The 23838-nt window shown below is 72.2% G+C and carries 25 protein-coding genes and 3 pseudogenes; 18 read left to right on the forward strand and 10 right to left on the reverse strand.

The window, feature by feature from the left end; translation table 11 throughout:
• Positions 1 to 27: 27 nt before the first annotated feature.
• Positions 28 to 432, reverse strand: coding sequence for a nuclear transport factor 2 family protein (locus HTZ77_RS41935; RefSeq protein ID WP_175595357.1), 405 nt, complete (start codon positions 430 to 432; stop codon positions 28 to 30).
• A gap of 34 nt (positions 433 to 466) precedes the next feature.
• Positions 467 to 1495, reverse strand: a complete 1029-nt coding sequence (locus HTZ77_RS41940) for a medium chain dehydrogenase/reductase family protein (protein WP_175595358.1) — start codon at positions 1493 to 1495, stop codon at positions 467 to 469.
• Positions 1496 to 1628: 133 nt separating this feature from the next.
• On the opposite strand from HTZ77_RS41940, the gene HTZ77_RS41945 reads away from it, so the two are divergent.
• The 3 genes from HTZ77_RS41945 (at position 1629) to HTZ77_RS41955 (ending at position 3724) form a co-directional block, all read left to right on the forward strand.
• Positions 1629 to 2333, forward strand: a complete 705-nt coding sequence (locus tag HTZ77_RS41945; protein WP_175595359.1) for a TetR/AcrR family transcriptional regulator — start codon at positions 1629 to 1631, stop codon at positions 2331 to 2333.
• Positions 2334 to 2394: 61 nt separating this feature from the next.
• Positions 2395 to 3333 (forward strand): hypothetical protein, encoded by a 939-nt coding sequence (locus HTZ77_RS41950; RefSeq protein WP_175595360.1) that lies wholly within the window; start codon positions 2395 to 2397, stop codon positions 3331 to 3333.
• A gap of 76 nt (positions 3334 to 3409) precedes the next feature.
• Positions 3410 to 3724, forward strand: a complete 315-nt coding sequence (locus HTZ77_RS41955; RefSeq protein WP_175595361.1) for a hypothetical protein — start codon at positions 3410 to 3412, stop codon at positions 3722 to 3724.
• A 63-nt stretch (positions 3725 to 3787) separates the two neighbouring features.
• On the opposite strand, the gene HTZ77_RS41960 is transcribed toward HTZ77_RS41955, so the two are convergent.
• Positions 3788 to 4375, reverse strand: coding sequence for a TetR/AcrR family transcriptional regulator (locus tag HTZ77_RS41960; RefSeq protein WP_175595362.1), 588 nt, complete (start codon positions 4373 to 4375; stop codon positions 3788 to 3790).
• Between the two features lie 145 nt (positions 4376 to 4520).
• On the opposite strand from HTZ77_RS41960, the gene HTZ77_RS41965 reads away from it, so the two are divergent.
• Positions 4521 to 5540 carry an aldo/keto reductase gene (locus HTZ77_RS41965; RefSeq protein ID WP_175595363.1) on the forward strand — a complete coding sequence of 340 codons (1020 nt, stop codon included), beginning with the start codon at positions 4521 to 4523 and terminating at the stop codon, positions 5538 to 5540.
• A 142-nt stretch (positions 5541 to 5682) separates the two neighbouring features.
• Positions 5683 to 6152: pseudogene (locus tag HTZ77_RS41970) on the forward strand (VOC family protein).
• Positions 6153 to 6236: 84 nt separating this feature from the next.
• Here the strand turns inward: HTZ77_RS41970 and HTZ77_RS41975 are convergent.
• Positions 6237 to 7454: an SGNH/GDSL hydrolase family protein gene (locus HTZ77_RS41975; RefSeq protein WP_175595364.1), complete on the reverse strand. Its 1218-nt coding sequence runs from the start codon at positions 7452 to 7454 to the stop codon at positions 6237 to 6239.
• Between the two features lie 41 nt (positions 7455 to 7495).
• A complete protein-coding gene (locus HTZ77_RS41980) occupies positions 7496 to 8041 on the reverse strand; it encodes a YceI family protein (protein WP_235995977.1) in 546 nt (181 codons plus the stop codon).
• Between the two features lie 90 nt (positions 8042 to 8131).
• Between HTZ77_RS41980 and HTZ77_RS41985 the strand changes: the two genes are divergently transcribed.
• The gene (locus tag HTZ77_RS41985) at positions 8132 to 8656 is read left to right on the forward strand and encodes a MarR family winged helix-turn-helix transcriptional regulator (protein ID WP_328809084.1); all 525 of its coding nucleotides are present in this window, start codon (positions 8132 to 8134) and stop codon (positions 8654 to 8656) included.
• A 25-nt stretch (positions 8657 to 8681) separates the two neighbouring features.
• On the opposite strand, the gene HTZ77_RS41990 is transcribed toward HTZ77_RS41985, so the two are convergent.
• Positions 8682 to 9518, reverse strand: coding sequence for an alpha/beta fold hydrolase (locus tag HTZ77_RS41990; protein ID WP_175595367.1), 837 nt, complete (start codon positions 9516 to 9518; stop codon positions 8682 to 8684).
• A gap of 68 nt (positions 9519 to 9586) precedes the next feature.
• Between HTZ77_RS41990 and HTZ77_RS41995 the strand changes: the two genes are divergently transcribed.
• The 7 genes and pseudogenes from HTZ77_RS41995 (at position 9587) to HTZ77_RS42025 (ending at position 16066) form a co-directional block, all read left to right on the forward strand.
• Positions 9587 to 10537: an ArsR/SmtB family transcription factor gene (locus HTZ77_RS41995; RefSeq protein ID WP_175595368.1), complete on the forward strand. Its 951-nt coding sequence runs from the start codon at positions 9587 to 9589 to the stop codon at positions 10535 to 10537.
• 342 nt (positions 10538 to 10879) lie between these two features.
• Positions 10880 to 11899 carry an ABC transporter substrate-binding protein gene (locus HTZ77_RS42000; protein WP_175595369.1) on the forward strand — a complete coding sequence of 340 codons (1020 nt, stop codon included), beginning with the start codon at positions 10880 to 10882 and terminating at the stop codon, positions 11897 to 11899.
• A gap of 70 nt (positions 11900 to 11969) precedes the next feature.
• Positions 11970 to 12720 (forward strand): annotated as a pseudogene (locus HTZ77_RS42005) (ABC transporter ATP-binding protein); the annotation flags it as partial.
• Complete coding sequence (locus HTZ77_RS42010; protein WP_328809085.1) at positions 12713 to 13630, forward strand: ABC transporter permease; 918 nt, start codon at positions 12713 to 12715, stop codon at positions 13628 to 13630. The pseudogene HTZ77_RS42005 and the gene HTZ77_RS42010, both read left to right, overlap by 8 nt.
• A complete protein-coding gene (locus HTZ77_RS42015) occupies positions 13627 to 14970 on the forward strand; it encodes an LLM class flavin-dependent oxidoreductase (RefSeq protein ID WP_328809086.1) in 1344 nt (447 codons plus the stop codon). Before HTZ77_RS42010 ends, HTZ77_RS42015 begins: the two co-directional genes overlap by 4 nt.
• Entirely contained in the window at positions 14967 to 15563 is a 597-nt protein-coding gene (locus tag HTZ77_RS42020) for an NADPH-dependent FMN reductase (protein ID WP_175595371.1), read from the forward strand. The genes HTZ77_RS42015 and HTZ77_RS42020 overlap by 4 nt, the downstream gene beginning before the upstream one ends.
• Positions 15560 to 16066, forward strand: a complete 507-nt coding sequence (locus HTZ77_RS42025) for a flavin reductase family protein (protein ID WP_175595372.1) — start codon at positions 15560 to 15562, stop codon at positions 16064 to 16066. Before HTZ77_RS42020 ends, HTZ77_RS42025 begins: the two co-directional genes overlap by 4 nt.
• Before the next feature lie 282 nt (positions 16067 to 16348).
• On the opposite strand, the gene HTZ77_RS42030 is transcribed toward HTZ77_RS42025, so the two are convergent.
• The 3 genes from HTZ77_RS42030 to HTZ77_RS42040 all read right to left on the reverse strand — a co-directional run bounded on the left by HTZ77_RS42030 (position 16349) and on the right by HTZ77_RS42040 (position 19345).
• Positions 16349 to 17251, reverse strand: a complete 903-nt coding sequence (locus tag HTZ77_RS42030) for a TauD/TfdA dioxygenase family protein (protein ID WP_175595373.1) — start codon at positions 17249 to 17251, stop codon at positions 16349 to 16351.
• 232 nt (positions 17252 to 17483) lie between these two features.
• Positions 17484 to 17948: a hypothetical protein gene (locus HTZ77_RS42035; RefSeq protein ID WP_175595374.1), complete on the reverse strand. Its 465-nt coding sequence runs from the start codon at positions 17946 to 17948 to the stop codon at positions 17484 to 17486.
• 38 nt (positions 17949 to 17986) lie between these two features.
• Positions 17987 to 19345 carry an MFS transporter gene (locus tag HTZ77_RS42040; protein ID WP_328809087.1) on the reverse strand — a complete coding sequence of 453 codons (1359 nt, stop codon included), beginning with the start codon at positions 19343 to 19345 and terminating at the stop codon, positions 17987 to 17989.
• 137 nt (positions 19346 to 19482) lie between these two features.
• Here HTZ77_RS42040 and HTZ77_RS42045 point away from each other — a divergent pair, with 137 nt between their 5' ends.
• A complete protein-coding gene (locus HTZ77_RS42045; protein ID WP_175595376.1) occupies positions 19483 to 20073 on the forward strand; it encodes a helix-turn-helix domain-containing protein in 591 nt (196 codons plus the stop codon).
• Positions 20074 to 20104: 31 nt separating this feature from the next.
• Here the strand turns inward: HTZ77_RS42045 and HTZ77_RS42050 are convergent, their stop codons facing one another.
• Entirely contained in the window at positions 20105 to 20680 is a 576-nt protein-coding gene (locus HTZ77_RS42050; RefSeq protein ID WP_175595377.1) for a DinB family protein, read from the reverse strand.
• 100 nt (positions 20681 to 20780) lie between these two features.
• Between HTZ77_RS42050 and HTZ77_RS42055 the strand changes: the two genes are divergently transcribed.
• The 4 genes and pseudogenes from HTZ77_RS42055 to HTZ77_RS47090 all read left to right on the forward strand — a co-directional run.
• The gene (locus HTZ77_RS42055) at positions 20781 to 21791 is read left to right on the forward strand and encodes a helix-turn-helix transcriptional regulator (protein ID WP_175595378.1); all 1011 of its coding nucleotides are present in this window, start codon (positions 20781 to 20783) and stop codon (positions 21789 to 21791) included.
• A gap of 64 nt (positions 21792 to 21855) precedes the next feature.
• Positions 21856 to 22392: an EXLDI protein gene (locus tag HTZ77_RS42060; RefSeq protein WP_175595379.1), complete on the forward strand. Its 537-nt coding sequence runs from the start codon at positions 21856 to 21858 to the stop codon at positions 22390 to 22392.
• A 245-nt stretch (positions 22393 to 22637) separates the two neighbouring features.
• The gene (locus HTZ77_RS42065) at positions 22638 to 23660 is read left to right on the forward strand and encodes a LacI family DNA-binding transcriptional regulator (protein WP_175595391.1); all 1023 of its coding nucleotides are present in this window, start codon (positions 22638 to 22640) and stop codon (positions 23658 to 23660) included.
• A pseudogene (locus HTZ77_RS47090) lies at positions 23657 to 23838 on the forward strand (deoxyribose-phosphate aldolase); the annotation flags it as partial. The gene HTZ77_RS42065 and the pseudogene HTZ77_RS47090, both read left to right, overlap by 4 nt.

Below are 23838 nucleotides of genomic sequence, written 5' to 3' on the forward strand. Positions count from 1 at the left end.
GAAGAAGGACGGGAAGACAAGGGCCGGTCAGGCCACCTCGTCCGGGGCGAAGTAGTCGCGCAGCGGGGCGATCCCTCCGTCGCGCAGGCGGAAGATCTGCACCAGCGACATGGCGCTCGCCCCGGCGGGGCCGTCGAAGGCGGTGTCGAGCCCCACGACGAACACGTCGGGGTCGGTCGTGGCGTGCAGCACGTAGCGGGTCCTGTCCACGTTCACGGTGCGCTCCGTCGTCGCCGGCCGGCCGTAGTACGCGGCCATGGCCCGGCGGATCTCCTCGCGTCCCTCCAGACGCCGAGGGAAGGCGTGACCGGCCGGGACGAGCGGCGCCTCCAGGACGCCGTCGGCGGTGAACATCGCGGCCGGCGCGTCGGCGTCGCGGGTCATCCCGGCCCACACGTACCGGTGGTAGATCTCCTGGTGGCTCTGGGGCACGGCACGCTCCTCGGACTCGTTCGGGAGCCACACCCTACGGCGTGAGGACGATCTTCCCGGCCACCGTGCCGGACTCGGCCAGCCGCATGGCGTCGGCGACGCGGTCGAGCGGCAGCTCGGCGGCGATCCGGGCGGTGACGTCGCCGCGCCGGAGGGCCGCGAAGACCTGGGTGAGGTCGGCGCGCAGCCGCGCCCGGAACGCGTTCTTCGCCAGGGCCCGCCCGGCCCAGACGTTGAAGAAGTACGCGCGGCGGCGGTTGGGCAGCGCGTTCCACAGCCACACCCGGGCCAGCAGCTTGAGCACCGGCCACTGCTTGGACCCCTCGTCGTCCCGGGTGGAGGCGCTGCCGTACGAGACGAGCGTGCCGCCGGGCGCCAGCAGCCGCCAGGAGGCGACGACGCCGCGCCCGCCGACGTGGTCGAAGACGGCGTCCACCCCGCCGGGGGCCAGCTCGCGGACGCGCGCGGCGACGTCATCGCGGTAGTCGACCGGCACGACGCCGTGCCGCCGCAGCGTGTCGTGGTGGCGCGGCGACGCGGTGCCGATCACCCTCACGCCCGCGGCCCGCGCCAGGTCGGCCAGGACCGACCCCACGCCGCCGTTGGCGCCGTGCACCAGGACCGTCTGTCCCGCGCGGACCCGGGCCTTGCGGTGCAGCATCTGCCAGGCGGTGATGCCGTTGACCACCACGGTCTCCGCCTCCGCCGCGCTGATCCCCTCGGGCACCTCCACCACGTCCGCCGCCTCGACGATCACGTGGCTGGCCCAGCCGCCGACCTTGACCAGCGCGGCCACCCGGACTCCGGCCAGGCCGGGGTCGACGCCCTCGCCGGTCGCGACCACCGTGCCGACCACGTCGTAGCCGGGCACGAACGGGAACGGCGGCTGGTCGTAGTACCGGCCGCGGCGCATCTGCTGCTCGGCGAAGGAGACCCCGGTCGCCTCCATCCGGACGAGGACCTGGCCGGGGCCCGCGGCCGGGACGGCGCCGTGCCTGATCCGCAGCCCTTCCGGCTCCACCTTGCCGGGCAGGACGACCTCGACGAGTTCTCCGGCGTTCATGACGACCTCCGCGATAGTTACTGGCTCTTGCGTCCGTTAGAAGTTATAACTCTGTGCGCCGAGAGGCGTCAAGGGGTTTCCTGATAGGTTCTAACCACGGCTGGAGGGTCTAAGAGGTGGAGGGCGGCAGGGCATGGCGGAAACGGGCACGAAGGCCCCGCGCGAGCGCTACCGCGCCCAGGTGCGCGCGGAGATCAAGGAGCGCGCGTGGGAGCAGATCGCCACCGCGGGCGCCTCCGCGCTGTCCCTCAACGCGATCGCCAGGAGCATGGGCATGAGCGGCCCCGCGCTCTACCGGTACTTCGCCGGCCGCGACGAGCTGATCACCGAGCTCATCAGGGACGCCTACCGGAGCCTCGCCGACGCCTTCCACGCGGCCGCCACCGGCTCCGACCCCGCGGGCCCCGACCCCCTGGGCCCCGACGCCCCGGGCCCCGACGTCGCCCGCCCCGACGTGGACGCGCTGGCCCGCGCCCTGCGCCGCTGGGCGCTCGACGACCCCCACCGCTACTTCCTCATCTACGGCACGCCCGTCCCCGGCTACCACGCCCCCGACGACATCACCGCGATCGCGTCCGAGATCATGGCGACCCTGCTCGACGCCTGCGCCGCGTCGCCCTCGGACCGCCCCGCGACGCCGTTCGACGCCCATCTCGACGAGCACCGGCAGTGGGCGGGCGGCCATCCGGCTCCTCCCGCCGCCCTGCGCCGGGCCATGGCGTTCTGGACCCGGCTGCACGGCGTCCTGTCCCTGGAGCTCGCCGGTCACTTCACCGGGATGGGCTTCGACCCGGCGCTGCTCTTCGAGGCCGAACTGGACGACCTGCGGGTGACCTGAGCACACCCCGGCATCCCCGGGCGCCTGGAACATCCGGAAGGTCTCGTTCGTCCTTCGAGATGTGACGAGCTTCCCCGATCTCGACGAGCGACTGCGCGAGGCTGCCGCCCGCACGCGCCGGGCCGACCACCTGCGGCGGCAGCGTGCGGCCACGGCGGACCAGATCCGGCAGGCCCACGACACCCTGACGGAGCTCGAACGGGAGCTGGCCCGGGAGGAGCACGACGTCTCCCGCCTGGAAGGCGGCCTGCCCGCCGCCCTGGCCCGCCTGCTGGGCAACCGCGAGGAGCGGCTGGCCCGCGAGCGCGCCGAGGCGGCCGCCGCCGCACAGCGGGTCGAGGGCCACCGGGCCCGTCTGGCCCAGCTCGACGCGGACGCCCGCGCGGCCGAGGCCGAGCTGGCCGAGCTGGAGGGAGCCCCCGAGGAGTACGCGGGATTACTGGCCGAGAAGGAGCGGCTGCTCATCAGCGGCGGTGACCCCCGCGCCAGGGAGCTGGCCGACATCGACGCCGGCCTCCGCCGCGTGGCGGCGGACACGCGCGAGCACACCGAGGCCCACCGCGCCGGGCGGGCCGCGCAGGACGCGCTCGGCGAGGTGCTGCGCCACCTCACCTCGGCCCGGCGCGCCTCCACCTGGGACCTGTTCGGCGGCGGCCTGATCGCCGACAGCATCGAGCACGATCGGCTGCGTACCGCCGACCAGGCCGCCTGGCACGCCCAGCGCGCCCTGGACGTCTTCTCCCGGGAGCTGGCCGACGTCGGCCTCGCGGCACAGCCTCGCCTGCCCAAGGTCGACACGCGGTGGTTCGTCGACACGTTCTTCGACAACATCATCACCGATGCGATCAAGCATCAGCGCATCGAGAACACCCGCGCCGAGGTCGAGAAGACGGCCCGATGGGTCCACGACACGAGCACGCTCATGAACAACCGCTGCGCCCAGCTCCTGGCCGAACGCGAACGGCTGCTGAGCCGGCGGGAGCGGCTGCTGAGCGCCTGAGTGCGCTCGACTCGTCGGCGAAGAGTTCTCCACCCCACTTGTGAAGATCGGCACCGATGGGTGATCATGAACCCTCGTGACGAAAAAGATCCTTTCCAGCGTCGCCGGCATCGCCCTGGGGGCCGCCGCCCTCATCGGCGGCACCGCGTCCCCCGCGGCTGCGATCAGCGGCTGCTCCAAGACCGCGAGCACCGACCACTCGGTGAGCGTCAGGTGCACCAGCGGGCTTGAGACCTACTTCCGGGTCTACGGCTACTTCTGCTCCACTTCGAGCTGCTCGTACATCCCGGGCGGCCTGGTCTACAAGGGCAGCACGAGCAAGGCCACCAGCGGCGCCTACTACAGCGGCAAGTGGTACGTGAAGGGCTGCTACGTGACCGACGGCTGCTGAGCCACCCGGGCCTGGACCTCATTGTTGAGTCCAGGCCCGGAACAGTGTTCCGGATTTTTGTGGCTAGCGCGGTACGCGCATGCCCGCGATGAGGAGTTCGACCAGCCGGCGCGCGTCGTAGCGGGGATCGTGGTCCGCGCCGATGCAGAGGTTGCCGACGCCGCGCATGAGCTCGTAGGCGTCCACGTCGGACCGGATCTCGCCGGCGGCGGCCGCGGCGTCGAGCAACTGGGCGCACACCGGCACGAGCCGCTCGACGAAATAGGCGTGCAGCGTGTCGAACCCGGCCTCGTCGGAGCGCAGCACGGCGGCCAGCCCGTGCTTGGTGACCAGGAAGTCGACGAACAGGTTGATCCACCGGCCCAGCGCGGCATGCGGAGTCGTGCTCGCCAGCAGGGCCGGACCCGCCTCGGCGCAGGCCTCGACCTGGTGCCGGTAGACGGCGATGATGAGCTCCGCCCGCGTCGGGAAGTGGCGGTAGATCGTGGCCACCCCGACTCCCGCCCGGGCCGCGATGTCGCGCACCGGCGCCTCGACGCCCGAGGTGACGAAGACCGCGGCGGCGGCGTCGAGCAGCGCCCTCTCGTTGCGCCGGGCGTCGGACCGCCTGCGCGGGGCCGCCTGCCCTGTGCCCTCGTGGCTGCCGTTCACCGTGCCGTCCTCTCCTTGGTCGGGTTGCCAACCGGAACCGGGTTCCGTATTGTTTCGGAACACGGTTCCGTTTGCTCATGATGCCAGAGCAGGCGGCCCGGCGGAAACCGGGCACCGCCATGCGCTCGCGATGGAGGACACAGTCATGCAGTACCGCACCTTGGGCCGCACCGGCGTGCAGGTCAGCTCGCTCGTGCTCGGCGCGATGAACTTCGGCGCGATCGGGCGCACCACCCAGGACGAGGCCACCGCCATCGTCGACGCCGCCCTGGAGGGAGGCGTCAACCTCATCGACACCGCCGACATGTACGGCCAGGGCGGCTCGGAGGAGATGGTCGGCAAGGCCATCGCCGGCCGCCGCGACGACATCGTGCTGGCCACGAAGGCGAGCATGCCGATGGGCGAGGAGCGCAACCGCCGGGGCGGTTCGCGCCGCTGGCTGGTCACCGCGCTGGACGACAGCCTGCGCCGCCTCGGCGTCGACCACGTCGACCTCTACCAGATCCACCGGTGGGACCCGAGCACCAGCGACGAGGAGACGCTGTCGGCCCTGACCGACCTGCAGCGCGCGGGGAAGATCCGCTACTTCGGCTCCTCGACCTTCCCGGCCTACCGGATCGTCCAGGCCCAGTGGGCCGCCCGGGACAACCACCTGAGCCGGTACGTCACCGAGCAGCCCAGCTACTCGATCCTGCAGCGCGGGATCGAGGCCCACGTCCTGCCGGTGACCGAGCAGTACGGGCTCGGGGTGCTGGTGTGGAGCCCGCTGGCCTCGGGCTGGCTGTCGGGCGCGATCCGCGAGGGCCGGGACATCACCACGCACCGCTCGACGTTCATGCCGCAGCGCTTCGACCTCTCCGTCCCGTCCAACCGCGCCCGGCTCGACGCGGTCGAGCGGCTGGCGAAGGTCGCCGACGAGGCCGGTCTGACGATGATCCAGCTCGCGCTCGGCTTCGTGACCGCGCACCCCGCCGTGACCAGCGCGATCATCGGCCCCCGCACGCTCGATCACCTGCGCGCCCAGCTCGCCGCCGCGGACACGGTGCTCTCCGCCGACGTCCTCGACGCGGTGGACGCGATCGTCGCGCCGGGCGTGGACCTCGCCGCGGACGAGAAGTTCGACACCCCGCCCGCCCTGCTCGACCCGGCGCTACGCCGCCGTTGAGCGACCGTCCGGGCCGGCGGGCGGCCCGGAGGCGAGGTCCGAGAAGAATCTTCCGAGGGCGTGTCGATTCCGGAGGTGCCCGATCGACGCGTAGGCGAAAGGGCGGGCGAGGAGCCCGTCCGCGTCGCACGGAGGAACCGACATGCAGAAGATCACCACCTACCTGTGGTTCGACCACCAGGCGGAGGAGGCCGCGGAGTTCTACACCTCCCTCTTCGCCGGCTCCCGCGTCCTGGACGTCGTGCGCCACGGCGACGACGGCCCCGGTCCGGCGGGCGCCGCCATGATGGTGACGTTCGAGCTGGCGGGCCAGCGCTTCCTCGCGCTCAACGGCGGGCCGTCCCCTTCACCGAGGCCGTCTCGCTGTACGTCGACTGCGCGTCGCAGGAAGAGGTGGACGACCTGTGGGCCAGGCTCACGGCCGACGGCGGCGAGGAGTCGCGGTGCGGCTGGCTCAAGGACAGGTACGGCCTGTCCTGGCAGATCGTCCCCACGCGGCTCGCCGAGCTCATGAGCCACCCGGACCCGGCCGCGGCCGGGCGGGTGGCGGCCGCCATGCGGACCATGAACAAGATCGACGTGGCGGAGCTGGAGAAGGCCGCGGCCGGATGAGCGCGGCGGCGGCCCCGCGCTAGGCGTCCGACCTCGCGCGGGGCCGCCGACTTCAGGTGAGGTGCCCGGCTCTCGGCCGGTGTGTCACAGGGTGGCGAGGTCGACGGCTTGGGCGATGGCGCGGTACCCGGCGTCGTTGAGGTGGATGCCGTCGCCCGAGTCGTACTGCGGCCGCAGCGCGTCGGGGTCGTCGGGCTGCCGGACCACGGCGTCGAAGTCGACCACGTGGTCGTAGGCGCCGCCGGTGCGGATCCACTGGTTGACCTCGTCACGCACGGCCTCGGCCGCCGGGCCGTAGGCGAGGGCGGCGCCCTTCATCGGCATGATGGTGGCGCCGACGACCTCGACGCCCCGGGCGTGGGCGGCCTGGACGAGCCGCCTGTGCCCGTCGATGATCCGGTCGGCGGACGCCTGGTGGGGTTTGTTCCATTCGGCCAGGTCGTTGACGCCGTCCATGATGATGACGGTGCGGACACCGGGCCGGTCGAGGGCGTCGCGCCGGAAGCGGGCCAGTCCGTTCTCGCCGTACTCGGGTGAGTCGGTCAGCAGGCGGTTGCCGCCGATGCCGGCGTTGACCACCGCCAGGGAACGGCCGGCCAGGCGTTCGGCGAGCCGGTCGGGGTAGCGGCCGTCGGCGCCGACGGTGGAGCCGACGCCGTCGGTGAGCGAGTCGCCGAAGGCGACCACGGCGCCGGTCCCGCGCGGGGCGGCGACCTCGACGCCGGTCAGGTAGTACCAGGAGTCGCTGGTGTCGGTGAACGCGTCACCGGCGGTGTCGGCCAGGTGGTCGCCGGCGGCCCGGTAGGAGGTGGCCTGGGCGAAGTGGTGGAAGGTGGCCGCGCCCGTGGGCCGGGTGAAGCGCAGGGTCACGGCGAGCCTGCCCATCGGGCGGACCGGAAGGGCGACCGGGTCGCTGAGGAGTTCCCGGCCGGGCGGGACGACGGCCCCCTTGCGGCCGGCGAAGGTCAGGGTGCGCGGCCGGCTCGTGGCCGTTCCCCGGAGGGCCGCGGCGATCGCGGCTCCGTCGACGGGCAGCGGGGCGGTGCCGTACACGTTGGAGAGCCTGACCCGCACGGAGGTCCCGCCGGTGCTGACCCGGACGATCTGGCGCAGGGTCTCGGGGCCCTGGCGGGCGAAGCCCTCCCGCGACCAGTTGGGGCCGTACCAGGACGTGCTCGCGGTGGCCGGCTGGGCGGCGGTGCCCCAGGCCGCCGCCCACCGCCGGGGCGCGGCCTCGGCGGGGGTGACGGCCATGGTCAGGGCGAGGGCGGCGGCCAGGGCGGGGACAGTGAGGTGACGCATGACGGACGCTGTCGCTTTCACGGGTGCTCGCGGAGGGTGGGTCAGGCGTTCTTGACGGCCGACAGGTCGAACTCGAGGGTGATCCGGTCGGAGATCATCACCCCGCCGGTCTCCAGGACCGCGTTGTAGGTCATGCCGAAGTCCTTGCGGTTGATCACGGTGGCGCCCTCGAAGCCGACCCGGGTCAGGCCCTGGGCGTCGACCGCGGTGCCGGTGTGGTCGAGCGGGATCGTGACCTGCCGGGTCACGCCGCGGATGGTCAGCTCGCCGGTGACCTCGAAGCTGTCACCGCCTTCGTGCTTGACGGCGGTGGAGTCGAAGGTGATGTACGGGTGGGCGGCGGCGTCGAGGAAGTCGCCGGTGCGCAGGTGGTCGTCGCGCATCTGGTTGCCGGTCTGGATGCCGGCCACCTCGAGCACCACGCGCACACCGGAGGCGGCCGGGTTCTCCGCGTCCAGGGCGGCGGTGGCCTCGTGGACGGGGATGCTGCCGCGGACCTTGGTGACCATCGCGTGGCGGGCGGTGAATCCGAAGCGGCTGTGCGCCGGGTCGATGGTGTAGGTGCCGGTGAGCTCGCTGGGGTACATGCCGTGCTCCATTTAGTTCAGTGCTGGAAGATTTAGCACGACAGTACATCGGCTTATTTCAGTGCGCAACTTTCCAGTACGATGACGTTCGTGACCCGATGGCTCGACGACGACGAACAGCACGCCTGGCGCACCTTCGGCCTGGCCACCCGCCTGCTGACCGACCGCCTCGAACGTGACCTGCTGACCGCGGCCGACATGCCCCCGACCTACTACGAACTGCTGGTGCTGCTGTCGGAGGCGCCCGAGCGCACCCTGCGCATGAGCGAGCTCGCGACCTGGACCAACTCCAAGCCCAGCCGCATCACCCACGCGATCAACAAGCTGGAGCAGAAGGGCTGGGTGCGCAGGGAGCACTGCGCCGACGACCGGCGCGGATGGCTCGCCGTGCTCACCGACGACGGTCTCGCCGCCCTCCGGGCCGCCGCGCCGCGGCACGTGGCCAGCGTCCGCGAGCACCTGATCGACCTGCTCACCCCGGACCAGCTCCGGCAGCTCGCGGACATCAGCCAGGTCCTCCTCGACCATCTGACCGGGCCGCGCTCCGATCGCGACCACCTGACCGGGCCGCGCTCCGACCGCGACCATCTGGCCGGGCCGCGCTCCGACCGCTGACCCGGCGTGCGGGCGGGACGGACGGTCAGGAGGCGAGGAACGCCTCGACGGCGGCCGCGAACGCGGAGGGGTCGTCCAGCCAGGGGTAGTGCCCGGCTCCGGGCTGGACGTGGAGCCGGGCCTCGCCGAACAGCGGGACCGCCTGCGCCGCGCCCTCCGCGGTGGGCCAGAGGTCGAGCTCGCCCGCCAGGACGAGCACGGGCGCCTCGACCCGGTCCAGGCGGAGCGGGGAGGGGCGGTAGCCGGCGTAGAAGGTGTCGCTCGCCGGCAGGGAGCGCTGGCGCGCGTCGGCCTGCGCGTGGGCGCGGGCCTCGTCCGTCCAGCGGCCGTACATGAGCGGTTCGAAGGCGAGCCGGTGCGGCTCGGCCTCGGCGAAGCTCGCCGCCGCCCGCATCGCGTGGTAGGCGGGCAGCGCGGTGCCGTACCACGGCTCGGCGGAGCGCGACGCGAGCACCTTCTCGACGCCCAGGTCCGACGGGAGACCCAGCGCGGCCAGCGACGGGCAGACGAGCGCGAGGTGGGACAGGCGTTCGGGGTGGGCGTCGGCGTACAGGAAGGCCACGCCGCCTCCGGCCGAGTGTCCCAGCAGGTCCATGCGGTCGAGGCCGAGGTGGGCGCGCAGGGCCTCCACGTCGAGGACCAGCCGGTCCACCCGGCAGGTGGTCAGGTCGGCGGGCGTCTCGGAGCCGCCGGTGCCCCGGTTGTCGAGCAGGACCAGGGTCCGGTGCCGGGACAGCTCGCCGAGGGAGCCGAGGTACTCCGCGGCCCGACCCGGTCCGCCGGGGACGCACACGAGGACCGGGCCCCGGCCGAGTGTCCGGTAGGCCAGCCGGGTGCCGTCGTACGAGGTGAATGTCTCCATGGCGGGCCAGTGTTCATCCACCCGGTGGTCACTCACTATCTTTTAGCCATCGCTAAACGGAGGTGCGCGTGGCGCTGCGGATGCCGCTTTCCGGCGCCGAGGCGGCGAAGCTGCGGTTCGGCGTCTCGCCGCTGGCGGAGACCGTGCTCGCCGTACGGATGCTGTGCGGGACCGTCCGCCACCCCGTCTACGAGCGGTGGGCCCGCGCGGCGCGACCGCTGCTGGCCCGCGAGAAGGAGCTGCCGCTGCTCGCCCGGGTGGTGTCCGGATGCCTGCCGTCGTTCCTGTTCCCCGTGCCCGGGACGCGGCAGCCCGCTGTCGCCGACGAGCTGGACCGGCTGCGCGCCACCCCCGCCGCGTACGTCGAGGCGGAGCTGGCGGCGGCGAGGGTGGCCCTGCCCGGCGACGGCCTGTGCGGCAGGCTGGCGGACGCGCTGGCGCGCTGCCACGACAGGCTCGTCGCGCCGCAGTGGGACCGGATGCGCGCCGTGCTGGACGCCGACATCGCCGAGCAGGGGGTACGGCTCACGAACGGCGGGATAGCGGGGCTCCTGGGCGTCCTTCACGACGACGTCGCCTGGCGCGACGGCGAGCTGCTGGTGCGCGGCCCCTGTCCGGCGGACACCATGACGCTCCACGGACACGGGCTGGTGCTGTCGCCCACCGTGTTCGGCTGGCCGAGGGTCATCGTCGACCGGTCGCCGCTCGGCGCGGGCTGCGTCCGCTATCCCGCCAGGGGAGTGGGGCACCTGTGGGAGGCGTCCTCGTCGCTGCCGGAAGGGCTCGCCGCGGTGCTCGGCCGGACCCGGACGGCGCTGATCGAGGCGCTGGAGGAGCCGCTCTCGACGGGCCGGCTGGCGGTCATGCTGGGCATCACGCCGGGCGCCGTCTCCCAGCACCTCGGAGCGCTGCGCCGGGCGGGCCTGGTGGTGACGCGCCGCGAGGGACGCACGGCCGAGCACCTGCGCACCGAGCGCGCGGCGGCGCTGATCGGCGGACGCCCGGCGAAGAGCGCCTGACCCGCGTCGCCGGACCTCACCGGCCCGGCGATATTTCATGTATACCCTATAGGGAATATTGACTTTAGGGTTCCGGGCTCGTAGGTTCGGGGCATGAGCCAGGGCCTTTACCTGACCCGGCGCCCGCACGTGGACTTCTGCCACGTCGCCAGCGCGCAGTGTCGTTGATCACGGACAGCCGACCGCGCACCTTTCCCGTCCCGGCGGGGCCTCCCGCCGCGGCGTGGCCTCCCGTCCCGGCGTGGCCTCCCGTCCCGGCGTGGCCGACGGCGCCCACGCCCTGTGCGTACCCCCTTCTTCCGCGTGCCGGCCCACCGGCGCGCCCTTCCAGAGGAACCATCCGTGATCAGAATCAGACATGCCCTCCTCGCCGTGCTGCTGGCCGCCGGAGCGGTCGCCTGCGGCTCGGCCGCGGGCGCGGCGAAACCCGGCGAAGCAGAGGTCAAAGAGCTGCGCTACCAGGGGAACGCCGGCAGCGTCACCTACCCCGAACTCGCCGAGGACCTCGGCTACCTCGGCGACATCAAGCTGAAGTGGGTCGGCAACACCACCAGCGGTCCCCAGGACATCCAGTCGGCCGCCACCGGCCAGACCGACTTCGGCGGCGCCTTCAACGGCGCGATCATCAAGCTCAAGGCCGCCAAGGCGCCGATCAAGGCGGTGATCGGCTACTACGGCTCCGACCAGCGGTCCTTCAACGGCTACTACGTGACCGACGACAGCCCGATCAAAACCGCCCGCGACCTCATCGGCAGGAAGATCGGGGTCAACACCCTCGGCGCGCACCACGAGGCCGTCATCAAGGAGTACCTCAAGCGCGCGGGCCTGACGCCGGAGGAGATCAGGCAGGTCCAGCTCGTCGTGATCCCGCCGGTCAACACCGAGCAGGCCCTCCGGCAGGGACAGCTCGACGTGGGAACGCTCGGCGGCGTCCTGAAGGACAAGGCGCTGCAGCGCGGCGGCCTGCGGCCGCTGTTCACCGACGTCGACCTGTTCGGGCCGTTCACCGCGGGCTCCGTCGTGCTGCGCGAGGACTTCATCGCCCGCAACCCCACCACCACCAGGACGTTCGTCCAGGCGTTCGCCAAGGCCGTCGACTGGGCGCAGACCCACCCGCGCGAGGAGGTCGTCGCCCGCTTCCAGAAGATCATCGCCAAGCGTGGACGCGACGAGGACGCGACCACGGTGGCGTTCTGGAAGAGCACCGGCATCGCCGGCAAGGGCGGAGTGATCGCCGACAAGGAGTTCCAGACCTGGATCGACTGGCTGGCCCGCGAGGGCGAGATCGAGCCCGGCCGGCTCAAGCCGGCCGACCTCTACACCAACGCCTTCAACCCCTACGCCAACGGGAGCGGGTCATGACCACCACCGCCGTCACGACCAAGATCGGCATCCGGGACGTGCGCAAGGTCTTCCAGGTCCGCGACGCCGGCGAGCCGTTCGTCGCGCTGGACGGCGTCGACCTCGACGTGCGCGAGGGGGAGTTCCTCGCGCTGGTGGGGCCGAGCGGCTGCGGCAAGTCCACCCTCCTCGACCTGGTCGCCGGGCTGACCGCGCCGACGGCGGGCGAGATCGTCATCGACGGCACGCCGGTCACCGGCCCGGGACTCGACCGGGGGATCGTCTTCCAGCAGTACGCGCTGTTCCCCTGGCGCACCGCGCAGGCCAACGTCGAGTTCGGGCTGGAGGCCAAGGCCGTGCCCAGGAGGGAGCGGCGGGAGCGGGCCCGGCACCACCTCGACCTCGTCGGGCTCACCGGGTTCGAGGAGCGCTACCCGCACGAGCTGTCCGGCGGCATGCGCCAGCGGGTCGCGATCGCCCGCAGCCTCGCCTTCGACCCCGACGTCCTGCTCATGGACGAGCCGTTCGCCGCTCTGGACGCCCAGACCCGCGAGTCGCTCCAGGAGGAGCTGCTGCGCATCTGGGACAAGACCGGCAAGACCATCATCTTCATCACGCATGGCATCGACGAGGCCGTCTACCTCGGCCAGCGGGTCGCGGTCATGACCTCCCGGCCCGGGACCATCAAGGAGGTCGTCGAGGTGGCGTTCGACTCCCGCGCCGGTGACCTGCGGGCGGATCCCGTGTTCGGCGAGTACCGGCACCACGTGTGGACGCTGCTGCGCGACGAGGTCGCCGCGGCGCAGGTGCTGGAGCGGAAGGCGGCGACCTCCCGTGGCTGACCGGCGCAGCGCCCCCGCCACCGGCACCGCCCTGAGCGAGCGCGAGCCGCTGGAGCTCCCCACCGGCCTCGACCGGCACGTGGCGCCCGTCGCCGCCCCCGCCTATCAGCCGTCCGTACGCACCTCTCGCCCGTCGGCACTCGCGCGCAGAACGCGCCGCCTGGCGTCGCGGGCGGTCACGAAGTCGGGGGCGATCCTGCTGCTCCTGGCCGCGTGGGAGGTGCTGCCCCGGGTGGGGGTGTTCGACCGGGTGTTCGTGCCCCCGCTGTCGGAGGACCTCGTCGTCTGGTACGGGCTCCTGCTCGACGGGCCGCTGCCGGAACACCTGCAGGCGTCGCTGATCCGCTCGCTGTCCGGGTTCGGCCTGGCCATCGCGCTGGCCATCCCGCTCGGCCTGCTCATCGGCTGGTACCGGCCGGTGGCCGACGCCCTCACCCCGCTGCTGGAGGTCTTCCGCAACACCTCGCCCGTCGCGCTGCTGCCGGTGTTCACGCTCATCCTCGGCATCGGCGAGACCTCGAAGATCACCTTCGTCCTGTACGCCTGCTCCTGGCCCATCCTGCTCAACACGGTCAGCGGCGTGAAGACCGTCGAACCCCTGCTGATCAAATCGGCCCGCTCCATGGGCCTCGGCCCGGTCCGGCTCTTCCAGAAGGTCATCCTGCCCGCCGCCGTGCCGGCCATCTTCACCGGAGTCCGGCTGGCGGGGGCCTACTCGATCCTCGTGCTGCTGTTCGCCGAGATGGTCGGGGCCAAGGCCGGGCTCGGATACCTCATCCTCGACACCCAATCCAGTTTCCGCATCCCCGAGATGTACGCCGGGATCATCACGATCTCCGCGCTCGGCCTGCTGTTCAACCTGCTGCTGCTCAGGATCGAGCGCCGCTTCTCCACCTGGAGGACCACGTGACGAGAAAGCTCCACCTCAACGCCTTCCTCATGGGCGTCGGCCACCACGAGGCGGCCTGGCGGCACCCGCGCACCGAGCCGGCCAGGATCGCCGACGTCCGGCACTACCAGAACCTCGCCCGGATCGCCGAACGCGGCAAGCTCGACTCGGTCTTCCTCGCCGACGGCGTCGCGCTCTGGGGCAACGTCCGGCACAACGCCCTCGGCGGTCTGGAGCCGCTGACACTGCTGTCGGCGCTCGCCACGGTCACCGACCACATCGGCCTGATCGCCACCGTGTCGACCACGTACAACGAGCCGTACCACGTGGCGCGCAAGTTCGCCTCGCTCGACCACATCAGCGGCGGCCGGGCGGGCTGGAACATCGTCACCTCCGCCAGCGAGGCCGAGGCGCACAACTTCGGGGTCGATCGGCCCGCGCACGCCGACCGCTACGCCAGGGCCACCGAGTTCCTGGACGTCGTCACCAAGCTCTGGGACAGCTGGGAGGACGACGCGATCCTCGGCGACCGCGCGCACGGGCTGTACGCCGACACCGGCAAGATCCACCCGATCGAGCACGCGGGCGAGCACTTCCGGGTGCGCGGCCCGCTGAACGCCTCCCGCCCGCCGCAGGGGCACCCGCTCCTGGTGCAGGCGGGGTCGTCGGAGGACGGGAAGGAGTTCGCCGCCCGCTTCGCCGAGGCCGTCTTCACCGCCCAGCAGACCCTGGAGGAAGGCCAGGAGTTCTACGCCGACCTCAAGAGCCGCCTGGCCGCGTACGGCAGACGACCGGACGACCTGCTCGTCCTGCCGGGCATCTCGCCGATCATCGGCTCCACCGACCGGGAGGCGCGCCAACTGGAGCGGGAGCTCGAAGAGCTCATCATCCCCGCGTACGGGCTGGCCCAGCTCTCCCACATGACCGGCATCGAGCTGGGGGAGGACGCGCTCGACCGCCCGCTGCCGGACATCCCCGTCGAGACCGAGGGCGCGCAGAGCCGCCGCAAGCTCGTCGTCGACCTGGCCAGGCGGGACGACCTCACGGTCAGGCAGCTCATCGCCCGCCTGGCCGGCGGCCGGGGTCATCGCGTGGTGGCCGGCACGCCCGAGCGGATCGCCGACGAGATCCAGGAGTGGTTCGAGGGCGGAGCCGCCGACGGCTTCAACGTCATGCCGCCGATCCTGCCCGGCGGCCTGGCCGACTTCGTGGACCACGTCGTACCGGAGCTGCAGGTCAGGGGTCTGTTCCGGTACGAGTACGACAGCCGCACCCTGCGCGGCACCTACGGGCTGGCCCGGCCCCGCTCCCGGTACGCCGCGCAGGGCGACGCGGAGCTGGAAGTGGCGGTGGCCGGATGAGCGTCGTCACCCTGGTCGGCAACCCCCGCGCAGGCTCCAGGACCCGGGCCGTGGCCCTCGAGGCCACCCGGGCGATCGCCCGGCGGGTCGGGTACGGCGTGCCCGATGACGCCGTGCCCGGCGACGTCGTGGACCTTTCAGGGCTGGGACCTCACCTGCTGTCACCCGTCCCGTCCCCGAGCGTGGAGGCGGCCCTGCACCTGGTCGCCAGGTCGCGCCTGCTGGTGGTGGCCGGCCCCACCTACAAGGGCACCTACACCGGCCTGCTCAAGGTGTTCCTGGACCGGCTCCCGTCCGGCGCGCTGGCCGGGACCACGGCCCTGCCGCTGCTGGTCATGGGGGACCCCGCCCATTCCCTGGCGGTGGAGGTACACCTGCGACCGCTGCTGGTGGAGCTGGGCGCCACCGTACCCACGCCGGGGCTCGCCCTGCTGGAATCCCAGCTCACCGACCTGGAGGAGCGCCTGGGAGCCTGGGCCGACCGCGTCGCGCCGCAGGTGGCCGCCACCCTCAGGGCGGAGGCGGCCACGACCGGGGCGGCCACGACCGGAGCGGTCAGGGAGGGGGCGGCCAAGGTGGGGGCGGCGCCATGACGGAGACCCTGCCCGGCCACGCCGTGGACGCCGACCACTACCGCCGTGCCCTCGCGGTGCACGCCGCGGGCGTCGTGGTGATCACCGCGCAGTCGGAGGGCATCCCGGTCGGACTGACCGCGACCTCGTTCTCCTCGGTCAGCCTGGATCCCCCGCTGGTCTCCTTCTACGTCGACCGTGGTTCGACCACGTGGCCGTGGCTGCGCTCGGCCGACCACTTCGCGGTCAACGTGCTCGCCAGCGACCAGGAGGAGGTCGCGGCCAGGTTCGCGCGCAAGGGCATCGACCGGTTCGCCGAGCCCACCCGGTGGCGTCCCGGCCCGCTGGGGGCGCCCCTGCTGCACGACGTGTCGGCCCACCTGATCTGCCTGCCGCACGAGACCGCCGACGTCGGGGACCACGTGCTCGTGGTGGGCCTGGTGGCCGAGGCGCACGTGTACAGCGCGGGACGTCCTCTCCTCTACCACCAGGGCAGGTTCGGGCGTTTCCTCGCCCACTCCTGACGGTGGCCGGCAGTTCCTGACCGTGGCCGGGCGGGGCAGGCACAGATGCCCCGCCCGGCCACATGCGCGCGCCCTCGCGAACGTGGTCGGTACCAGGGGTGATCGTCGATGGCCCGCGGAACGGGTGACGGACGCTCACGACCTGGGCTGCCCCACAACCGAAGCAGCTTGAGGATTACCTGCGCGTCCTGGATGTCCGGCGCTGGAAGGCCAGATCTTCATGAAACCGCTGCCCCGGCCACTACGGTGTGGCCGGGGCAGCAGGGGAGGGGGGAGGGGGCCTCAGGCGGCGAGCGGCGAGTAGGAGCCGGCGTCGCCGGACAGCACCGTGCTCGTCCGGCCGTCCACGCCGACCGGGATGTCACCGGCGATGGTCACCCGGTGGAGGCGGCGCGGCTGGTCGCCGAAGTCGTGCACGACCCGGTGCTGGGTGGCCCGGTTGTCCCAGACGGCCACGTCGCCGGGGGACCAGCGCCAGCGCACGGTGTTCTCCACCTGGGTGACGTGGCTCTGGATCAACTGGATGATCGCGGCCGACGACTGCGCGGGCAGGCCGACCAGGCGCTTGGCGAAGTCGCCGAGGAGGATCGCGCGCTCGCCGGTCTCGGGATGGACGCGGACGACGGGATGCTCGGTCTCGAACAGGGTCGAGGTGAACACCTCCGCCTGCGCGCGGGTCCGTTCCGGGTCGTCGGAGGCGGCGATGCGCACGTAGTCGTACTGGTTGGTGTGGACGGCCCGCAGCCGGTCGAGCAGGTCGCGCAGCTCGGCGGGCAGGTGCTCGTAGGCGGTGACGGTGTTGGCCCAGAGCGTGTCGCCGCCGCTGGGCGGCACGGTGACCGCCCGGAGCACGGAGGCCAGCGGCGGCCGGTCGACGAAGGTGACGTCGGTGTGCCAGCGGTCGACTTTCTGGCCGTCGCTGTAGTCGAGGTCCAGGATGTGCGTGTTGCCGGCGAGCGCCGGCACGGTGGGGTGGGCCTCGGTGGGGTCGCCGAGCAGCCGGGCGAAGGCCACCTGGCTGTCCGTGTCCAGGTGGTCCTGGGCGCGGAAGAAGAGCACCTTGTGATCGAGCAGGGCCGAGCGGATCAGCGCGACGGTGTCGGCGGGCAGCTCACCGTCCAGGTGTACGCCGGAGATCTCGGCGCCTATCCGGCCGGCGACGGGCCGGATGGAGAAGGGTGACATGGGTGGGGTCCTTCCGTGAGAGGTGTGGTCGCTGGAGGGCGGGACGGAAGGAGGGACACAGCGCGCTGGCCACGCGGCAGAAGTCCACGTGACCTCGGATGGTCAGTGCCGTGGTCGTCACGTTCGCCAACGTAAACCGGCCGTCTCATAAAGTCAACACAACCGGTAGGGAATTAGGGATTAGTGTCGCGCGGCGCGTCCTCGGTGGCGTCGCTCGTGCGCCGGGGCGCGGTCAGGTGGCCTCACCCAGCTGTTCGGCCAGCCGCTCCAGGCCGCCCCTGATGAGCCGTCCGTACTCGTCGTCGCCCAGCGCGCCGATCCCGGCCCGCGCCTGCCGGAGGTGCTCGCGGGCGCGACCGAGATCGCCCAGCTTGCGGTAGCAGTCGCTCACGTTGAGGTGCAGCGACGGGTACAGGCCGGCCACGGAGAGCGGCACCCCGGCCCGGGCCACCCGCTCATCGGTGACCAGCTCGGCGGCGGCCAGCGCCCGCAGGTCCCACGTCAGCTCCTGGCGCACGTCGTCCTGCACGTCGGCCATCGAGTGGGCGAGGACGCAGACATGCAGCGGGTCGCCCTGCTCGCCGCCGATGTCCTCCCAGATCTGGGCGAACATCTCGCGTGCGGCGTCACGCCGACCGCGGCGGTGATGCAACTCCACCCCTTGGCCGATCCGGGTCATCGTCGGATCGGGGGTCATGGGCGGCTCCTTCGCCGGCGCGGGCAACCGCAGCAAGCCTACGTTCCCGACCTGGCTTTCGGTCGCGACGCGTACGCCACGAGGAGCAGGACCAGGCCACACGCGGTCACCATGATCCAGCCCGGGCGGGACGCCTGCGCGAGCGCCGCCGGGCCGGCGCCGGCGACCAGGCCGCCCGCGATCGCGATGCCGAGCGCGGAGCCGAACTGGCGCGCGGTCGACGTGATCGCCCCGGCCACACCGGCCCGGGCGGGAGGCAGCCCGCTCACCGCGGTGTTGGTGATCGGGGCGTTGGCGAAGCCGAACCCGATGCCGATGAGCGCGTAGGCCGCCAGCAGCAGGGGCACGCTCGTGCGCTGGTCGAGCCCCACCAGGCAGAGCCCGCCCGCCGCGATGAAGCCGCCGGCCAGGACGAGGGGCGGCCGCGGTCCGAGACGCCCGACCAGATGCCCGGACAAGGGAGCGCAGAGCGTGGCCCCGGCGGCCATGGGCAGCGTGGCCGCCCCCGCGGCCAGCGCCGTCCATCCCCGGGCGTGCTGCAGGTAGAGGGTGGTGAGCAGCAGCGTCACGTTCAGCGCGACGAAGACCGCCACGGCGCCGAGGACCGCGCCGCCGAAGACCGGACGCCGGAAGAGGCGCGGATCCATCAGCGGCTCCTCCCGGCGGCACTCCACCCACACGAATCCGGCCGCCGCCACGGCCACCAGTGCGTACGCGGCCAGCGCCACGGGCGACGTCCAGCCGACGCGCGGCCCCTCGATGAGCACGCCCACCGAGACCCCGATGACCACGGTCAGCAGCGCCTGACCGGGAAGGTCGAGCCGCCGCGCCCGCGGCGCCCGGGACTCCGGAATGAAGATCACGCTGAGCGCGAGAGCGGCCACGACGACCGGCGCGTTGATCCAGAACACCGACCGCCAGCCGACCCCCGCGACGAGAGCGCCGCCCGTGACCGGGCCGGCGGCCATGCTGAGCCCGAAGACCGACGCCCAGACGCCGATCGCCTGCGCCCGCTCCTTCGGGTCGGGCATCGCGTTCACCACGATCGCCAGAGCCACGGGGCTGAGCATGGACGCGCCGACGCCCTGCACGGCGCGGGCCGCGGCGAGCGCGCCGACCGAAGGGGCGAGCGCGCAGGCCAGCGAGGCCACGCCGAACACGGCCAGCCCGAACTGGAACACGCGCCGGCGCCCGAACCGGTCCGCCAGCGCGCCGGAGGAGATCAGCAGGCTCGCCAGCACGAGGGTGTAGGCGTCCACGACCCATTCCAGGCCGCGCGTCCCGACGCCCAGGCCGCTCCCGATCGCGGGCAGGCCCACGTTGACGATGGTGGTGTCCAGGCCGACGAGGAACATGCTCAGGCAGCAGACGGCCAGCACCGTCCAGCGTCTGCGCACGCTCGGAACGGGCTGAACGGGGTGGGTTGTCGCGGTCACGGCCGGCCTCTCGTACGGGGGAGCACTCGCCCGGCCATGGTCGGCCCGGCGGACGGCCGCCGCCCAGCACTTTTGCGGAGACTGCAAAACTGGACCGCGTGGACACGGAGCTGGAACAGATCCTCGACGCCATCGGCCCCCGGTTGCGCACCCTGCGCCGCGACCGCGGGCTCACCCTGGGGGCGCTCGCCGCGGCGAGCGGGATCTCGGTGAGCACGCTGTCGCGGCTGGAGTCGGGCAAACGGCGTCCGACGCTGGAGCTGCTCATCCCGCTCGCGCGTGCGCACCGTGTCGCGCTCGACCAACTGGTGGCCGCTCCGGCCAGCGGCGACCCCCGGGTGCATCTCAAACCCCTGCGCAAGGGCCGCGACAGCATTCTCGTGCCGCTGACGCAGTACCCGGGCCGGGTGCAGGTGTTCAAGCAGGTGCTGGCTCCCCGCGAGCCGAAACTGGTGACCCACGACGGCTACGAGTGGCTGTACGTCCTCGCCGGCGAGCTCCGCGTCATCCTCGGAGACCGGGAGTACACCCTGCGTCCCGGCGAGGTGGCCGAGTTCGACACGCGGGAGGCGCACTGGTTCGGCCCGGCGGACACGAACGCCGTGGAGATCCTGCACCTGTTCGGGCCGCGCGGCGACCAGGCCGTCGTCCGCACGAGATCATCCCCTGCCGGCGAGCTTCCGCAGTGACCGCTCGGATGATCGTGGGCCCTGACGCCGCTCAGGTGGACGTCTGCCCGTCGAGCGTCTCGCGCAGGATGTCGGCGTGCCCGGCGTGCTGGGAGGTCTCGGCGATGACGTGCATCAGCACCGCGCGCACGCTGCGCGTCCCGCCCGGCTCGTGCCAGGGCGCCTCCGGCAACGGGTGCGTCGCCGACAGGTCGGGGACGGCGGCGAGGATCTCCTCGCTACGGGCGGCGACCGCCTCGTACCGCGCGAGGATCCCGGCCAGCGTGTCATCGGGCAGCATCCGGAAGTCGTTCTGGTGCTCGATCACCCACCGCGGGACCTCACGCGCGGTGCCGGCCGCGAGGTCGGCCCAGGTGACGCCGTCGGGCAGGTCGTGGTTCATCGCCGAGGGGCCCTCAACCACGAAGCGCATCCATCCCTCCTCCATGGACGCGACGTGCTTGATCAGGCCGCCCAGGCACAGCGCGCTGACGGTCGGGCGCTCGCCGAGCTGCTCGTCGCTCAGCCCGCGGACGGTGTTGGTCAGGGCGGACCGCGCGGCCGCGAGCGCGGCGAGCAGGTCGCTCCGCTCGGCGTCGAGGGTCGAGGGGGACGTGGCGGTGGTCATGGTGTTCGGATCCTTCCGGTCGTCGTCGATGACGGGCACACGACAACCATCACAGGGGTAGCGGTCAGGAAGTGGCCTCTACTCCCGGCAAGATGGGATCGTGCCGAAGACTTCAGCGCGACTGCTGGCGTTGCTCTCGCTGCTCCAGGCGCGCCGGGACTGGCCGGGCGCGCTGCTGGCCGAACGGCTGGACATCAGCCCGCGCACCCTGCGCCGGGACGTCGACCGCCTGCGTGAGCTCGGGTATCCCGTCGTGGCCTTCAAGGGGCCGGACGGCGGGTACCGGCTGGACGCCGGCTCGGAGCTGCCGCCGTTGCTGTTCGACGACGAGCAGGCCGTCGCGCTGGCGATCGCGCTCCAGATCGCCACCACCACGGGCGCCGGCATCGAGGAGGCCGCGGCCCGCGCGCTCACCACCGTCCGGCAGGTCATGCCCGCACGGCTGCGCCGCCGGATCGACACCCTCCAGGTCACCGCCGTCGAGCAGCCCGTGACCCGGCCGGACCCCCAGGTCGACGGCGGCGTGCTCATGGCGCTCGGCGCCACCGTCCACGCCCGCGAGGTGCTGCGCTTCGACTACACCCCCGCACCTCCGCCGGGGGAGGAGGACGAGGCCGTGGAGGCGTCGCCGCGCCGGGTGCAACCCCATCACCTCGTCACCTGGGGCGGACGCTGGTACCTCGTCGCCTGGGACGTCGACCGCGAGGACTGGCGCACCTTCCGCGCCGACCGGATCATCCCGCGCACCCCCACGGGGCCCCGCTTCACCCCGCGCGAGCTGCCCGGGGGCGACGTGGCCGCCTTCATGGTCAGCAGGTTCCGCGGCTCCGACGGCTCCGGCCAGTGGCCCTGCCGCGGCGAGGTGATCCTCGCGCTGCCGGCCGCCGCCGTGTCCCGCTACACCCGCGAGGGCACCGTCGAGGAGCTCGGCCCGGATCGTTGCCGGCTCGTCCTGAGCTCGTGGTCGTGGGCCGCGCTGGCCTCGGCCGTCGGCAGGTTCGACGCCGACATCGAGGTCGTCGGCCCGGACGAGCTCAGGGACGCCTTCGCGACGCTGGCCCGCCGCTACGCCCGCGCGGCAGGCCGGGACGCCGCACGGCGAAGGTCATGACCCTTGACCTCTCCTGCGCCACATCTCATGATGAATATACGTATACCTATAGTGAGAGCGGTCCATGCCGAGCAAGACGATCTATCTGAGCGTGGAAGACGTGGCGTTCATCGAGGCCCATCGCGACGAGATCGAAGGGTCACTGTCGAGCGCCCTGATGGAAGGTCTGCGAATGGTGATCGAGAAGAGGAAACTCGAGGCCACCGGCTTCGAAGAGATCCGGCTGGACACCGGTCAGCCAGGTGCGCGCAGGCTCAAGATCTTTTCCGGAAGGCTCGTCGCGCGCTCCGACACGACGGAACATGACGGCACGGCCCAGGTTTCCCGGCGCATCTACACCACGCCCAAGGGCTCCTGGGTGTACTTCGAACGCTCGTCCGTCAATTGGAACTACTGGTCGACCGGGGGTGGCCAGGCTTCGGGTGCCGACTGGTCCGGCGACATCGACCCGTTCGATCCCGCGGAGGTGGAGAGCCGCCGCGTCTTCGAGGTCCGCCCGTCCTTGGCGGAACTGGACGGGATCGCACCCGCGGAGCTGATCGCGCAGGCACGGGTCGAGGCGGACACCGGAACGAGCCATGTCGAGCGCCTCGACATCTAGGATCCGGTCACGATCGAACGCCGCGCCATCCCCGCGCCTCACGGGGTGACCTTCGCCTACACGGCTGCTACTGACAACGGTTTCAGTACGCCCCGCGAACCGCTGGTGGCGGCATGTCTCCGACGTGCGGTTTTCTGTGGATCTGTAACGACTTGGAAACACAGCATTGACACTCCGTGGCCATCTCCTGCCATCATCACTGACATCGATTTCAGTTTGGAGCTCACGTGGTCACCATCCATGACGTGGCAGCTCGGGCAGGGGTCTCGCCCGCCACGGTCTCGCGCTTCCTGCGGGGCCAGCGGGTGCGCTCGTACGAGGCGATCCAGACCGCCATCGACGAGCTGGGCTACTGGCCGAGTGCCGCGGCGCAGTCGTTGAAGTCCGGGCGCACCAACACCATCGGCGTCGTCGTCCCGGACATCACGAACCCGTACTTCGCCGCGGTGGTCAAGGGCATGGAGTCCGTCACACGTACGGAGCCCTACCGGATCCTGCTCGCCAACAGCGACGAGAGCAGCGAGCAGGAGGACGACGTGCTGGCGGACCTGGTGCGCAGGGTCGACGGCATCATCCTCGCCCCCGCCACCGAGCAGGACGAGACGCCGCTGCACGTCCGCGACGCCGACGTGCCGCTGGTGTTCGTGGACCGCGACCTGGCGGGCGGCGAACGGTTCGACGCCGTGCTCGTCGACAACGACGGCGGCGGCAGGCAGGCGGCCGAGCATCTGCTGGCCCTCGGGCACACCCGGGTGGCCGCGATCAGCGGCTCCCTGGACACCACCCCCGGGCGGCTGCGGCGTGAGGGTTTCGTCTCGACGCTCGCCAAGGCGGGCGTCGAGGTGCCGCCCGAGTACGACCTGGTCGGCGACTTCAAGGAGCACAGCGGCTACCAGCTCACGCTGTCCCTGCTGTCACTCCCCGAGCCGCCGACCGCCGTCTTCGCCGCCAACAACCTCATGACGCTCGGCGCGCTCAAGGCGTTGCACGACATGCGGATCGACATCCCCGGCCAGATCAGCCTGATCGGCTTCGACGACCTGGACACCGGTCCGCTGCTCAGGCCGCCCCTGACCGTCGTGGACCGGCCGATGTTCGAGCAGGGCGTGCTCGCCATGCGCCTGCTGCTGCGCCGGCTCGACCCTGATGACGGCGGCGGCATGGCCAGCCGGGTCGTCCTGGACACCAAGCTGATCGAACGCGCCTCCACCGCCCCGCCGGGCGGGCACCCGTCCCCGGCACGCACGAGAAAGACCCGATCGCGATGAGCGTTGTGACCTCTTCGCTCGCGGACGTGGCCTCTTCGGAGGCGGCGTTGCGAGCGTTCCTGCACGGCCTGCCCGGTGTGGACCGGGTCGGCGCGGACCAGCGGGCGGCGATGCTGGGCACCCGTTCGATCAAGACGACGGCCAAGGCCCGGGCGATCGATCTGGCCATCTCGATGGT

The organism is Nonomuraea montanisoli (assembly GCF_013363975.1).
Classification (GTDB): domain Bacteria; phylum Actinomycetota; class Actinomycetes; order Streptosporangiales; family Streptosporangiaceae; genus Nonomuraea; species Nonomuraea montanisoli.

What these genes read in the sequence shown, in the direction of transcription:
- HTZ77_RS41990 (WP_175595367.1), bottom strand. Translation starts at nt 9,518, where the DNA reads ATGGAGACATTCACCTCGTACGACGGCACCCGGCTGGCCTACCGGACA.
- HTZ77_RS41940 (WP_175595358.1), bottom strand. Translation starts at nt 1,495, where the DNA reads ATGAACGCCGGAGAACTCGTCGAGGTCGTCCTGCCCGGCAAGGTGGAG.
- HTZ77_RS42035 (WP_175595374.1), bottom strand. Translation starts at nt 17,948, where the DNA reads ATGACCCCCGATCCGACGATGACCCGGATCGGCCAAGGGGTGGAGTTG.
- HTZ77_RS41975 (WP_175595364.1), bottom strand. Translation starts at nt 7,454, where the DNA reads ATGCGTCACCTCACTGTCCCCGCCCTGGCCGCCGCCCTCGCCCTGACC.
- HTZ77_RS42025 (WP_175595372.1), top strand. Translation starts at nt 15,560, where the DNA reads ATGACGGAGACCCTGCCCGGCCACGCCGTGGACGCCGACCACTACCGC.
- HTZ77_RS42020 (WP_175595371.1), top strand. Translation starts at nt 14,967, where the DNA reads ATGAGCGTCGTCACCCTGGTCGGCAACCCCCGCGCAGGCTCCAGGACC.
- HTZ77_RS41980 (WP_235995977.1), bottom strand. Translation starts at nt 8,041, where the DNA reads ATGTACCCCAGCGAGCTCACCGGCACCTACACCATCGACCCGGCGCAC.
- HTZ77_RS41945 (WP_175595359.1), top strand. Translation starts at nt 1,629, where the DNA reads ATGGCGGAAACGGGCACGAAGGCCCCGCGCGAGCGCTACCGCGCCCAG.
- HTZ77_RS41965 (WP_175595363.1), top strand. Translation starts at nt 4,521, where the DNA reads ATGCAGTACCGCACCTTGGGCCGCACCGGCGTGCAGGTCAGCTCGCTC.
- HTZ77_RS42050 (WP_175595377.1), bottom strand. Translation starts at nt 20,680, where the DNA reads ATGACCACCGCCACGTCCCCCTCGACCCTCGACGCCGAGCGGAGCGAC.
- HTZ77_RS42060 (WP_175595379.1), top strand. Translation starts at nt 21,856, where the DNA reads ATGCCGAGCAAGACGATCTATCTGAGCGTGGAAGACGTGGCGTTCATC.
- HTZ77_RS42030 (WP_175595373.1), bottom strand. Translation starts at nt 17,251, where the DNA reads ATGTCACCCTTCTCCATCCGGCCCGTCGCCGGCCGGATAGGCGCCGAG.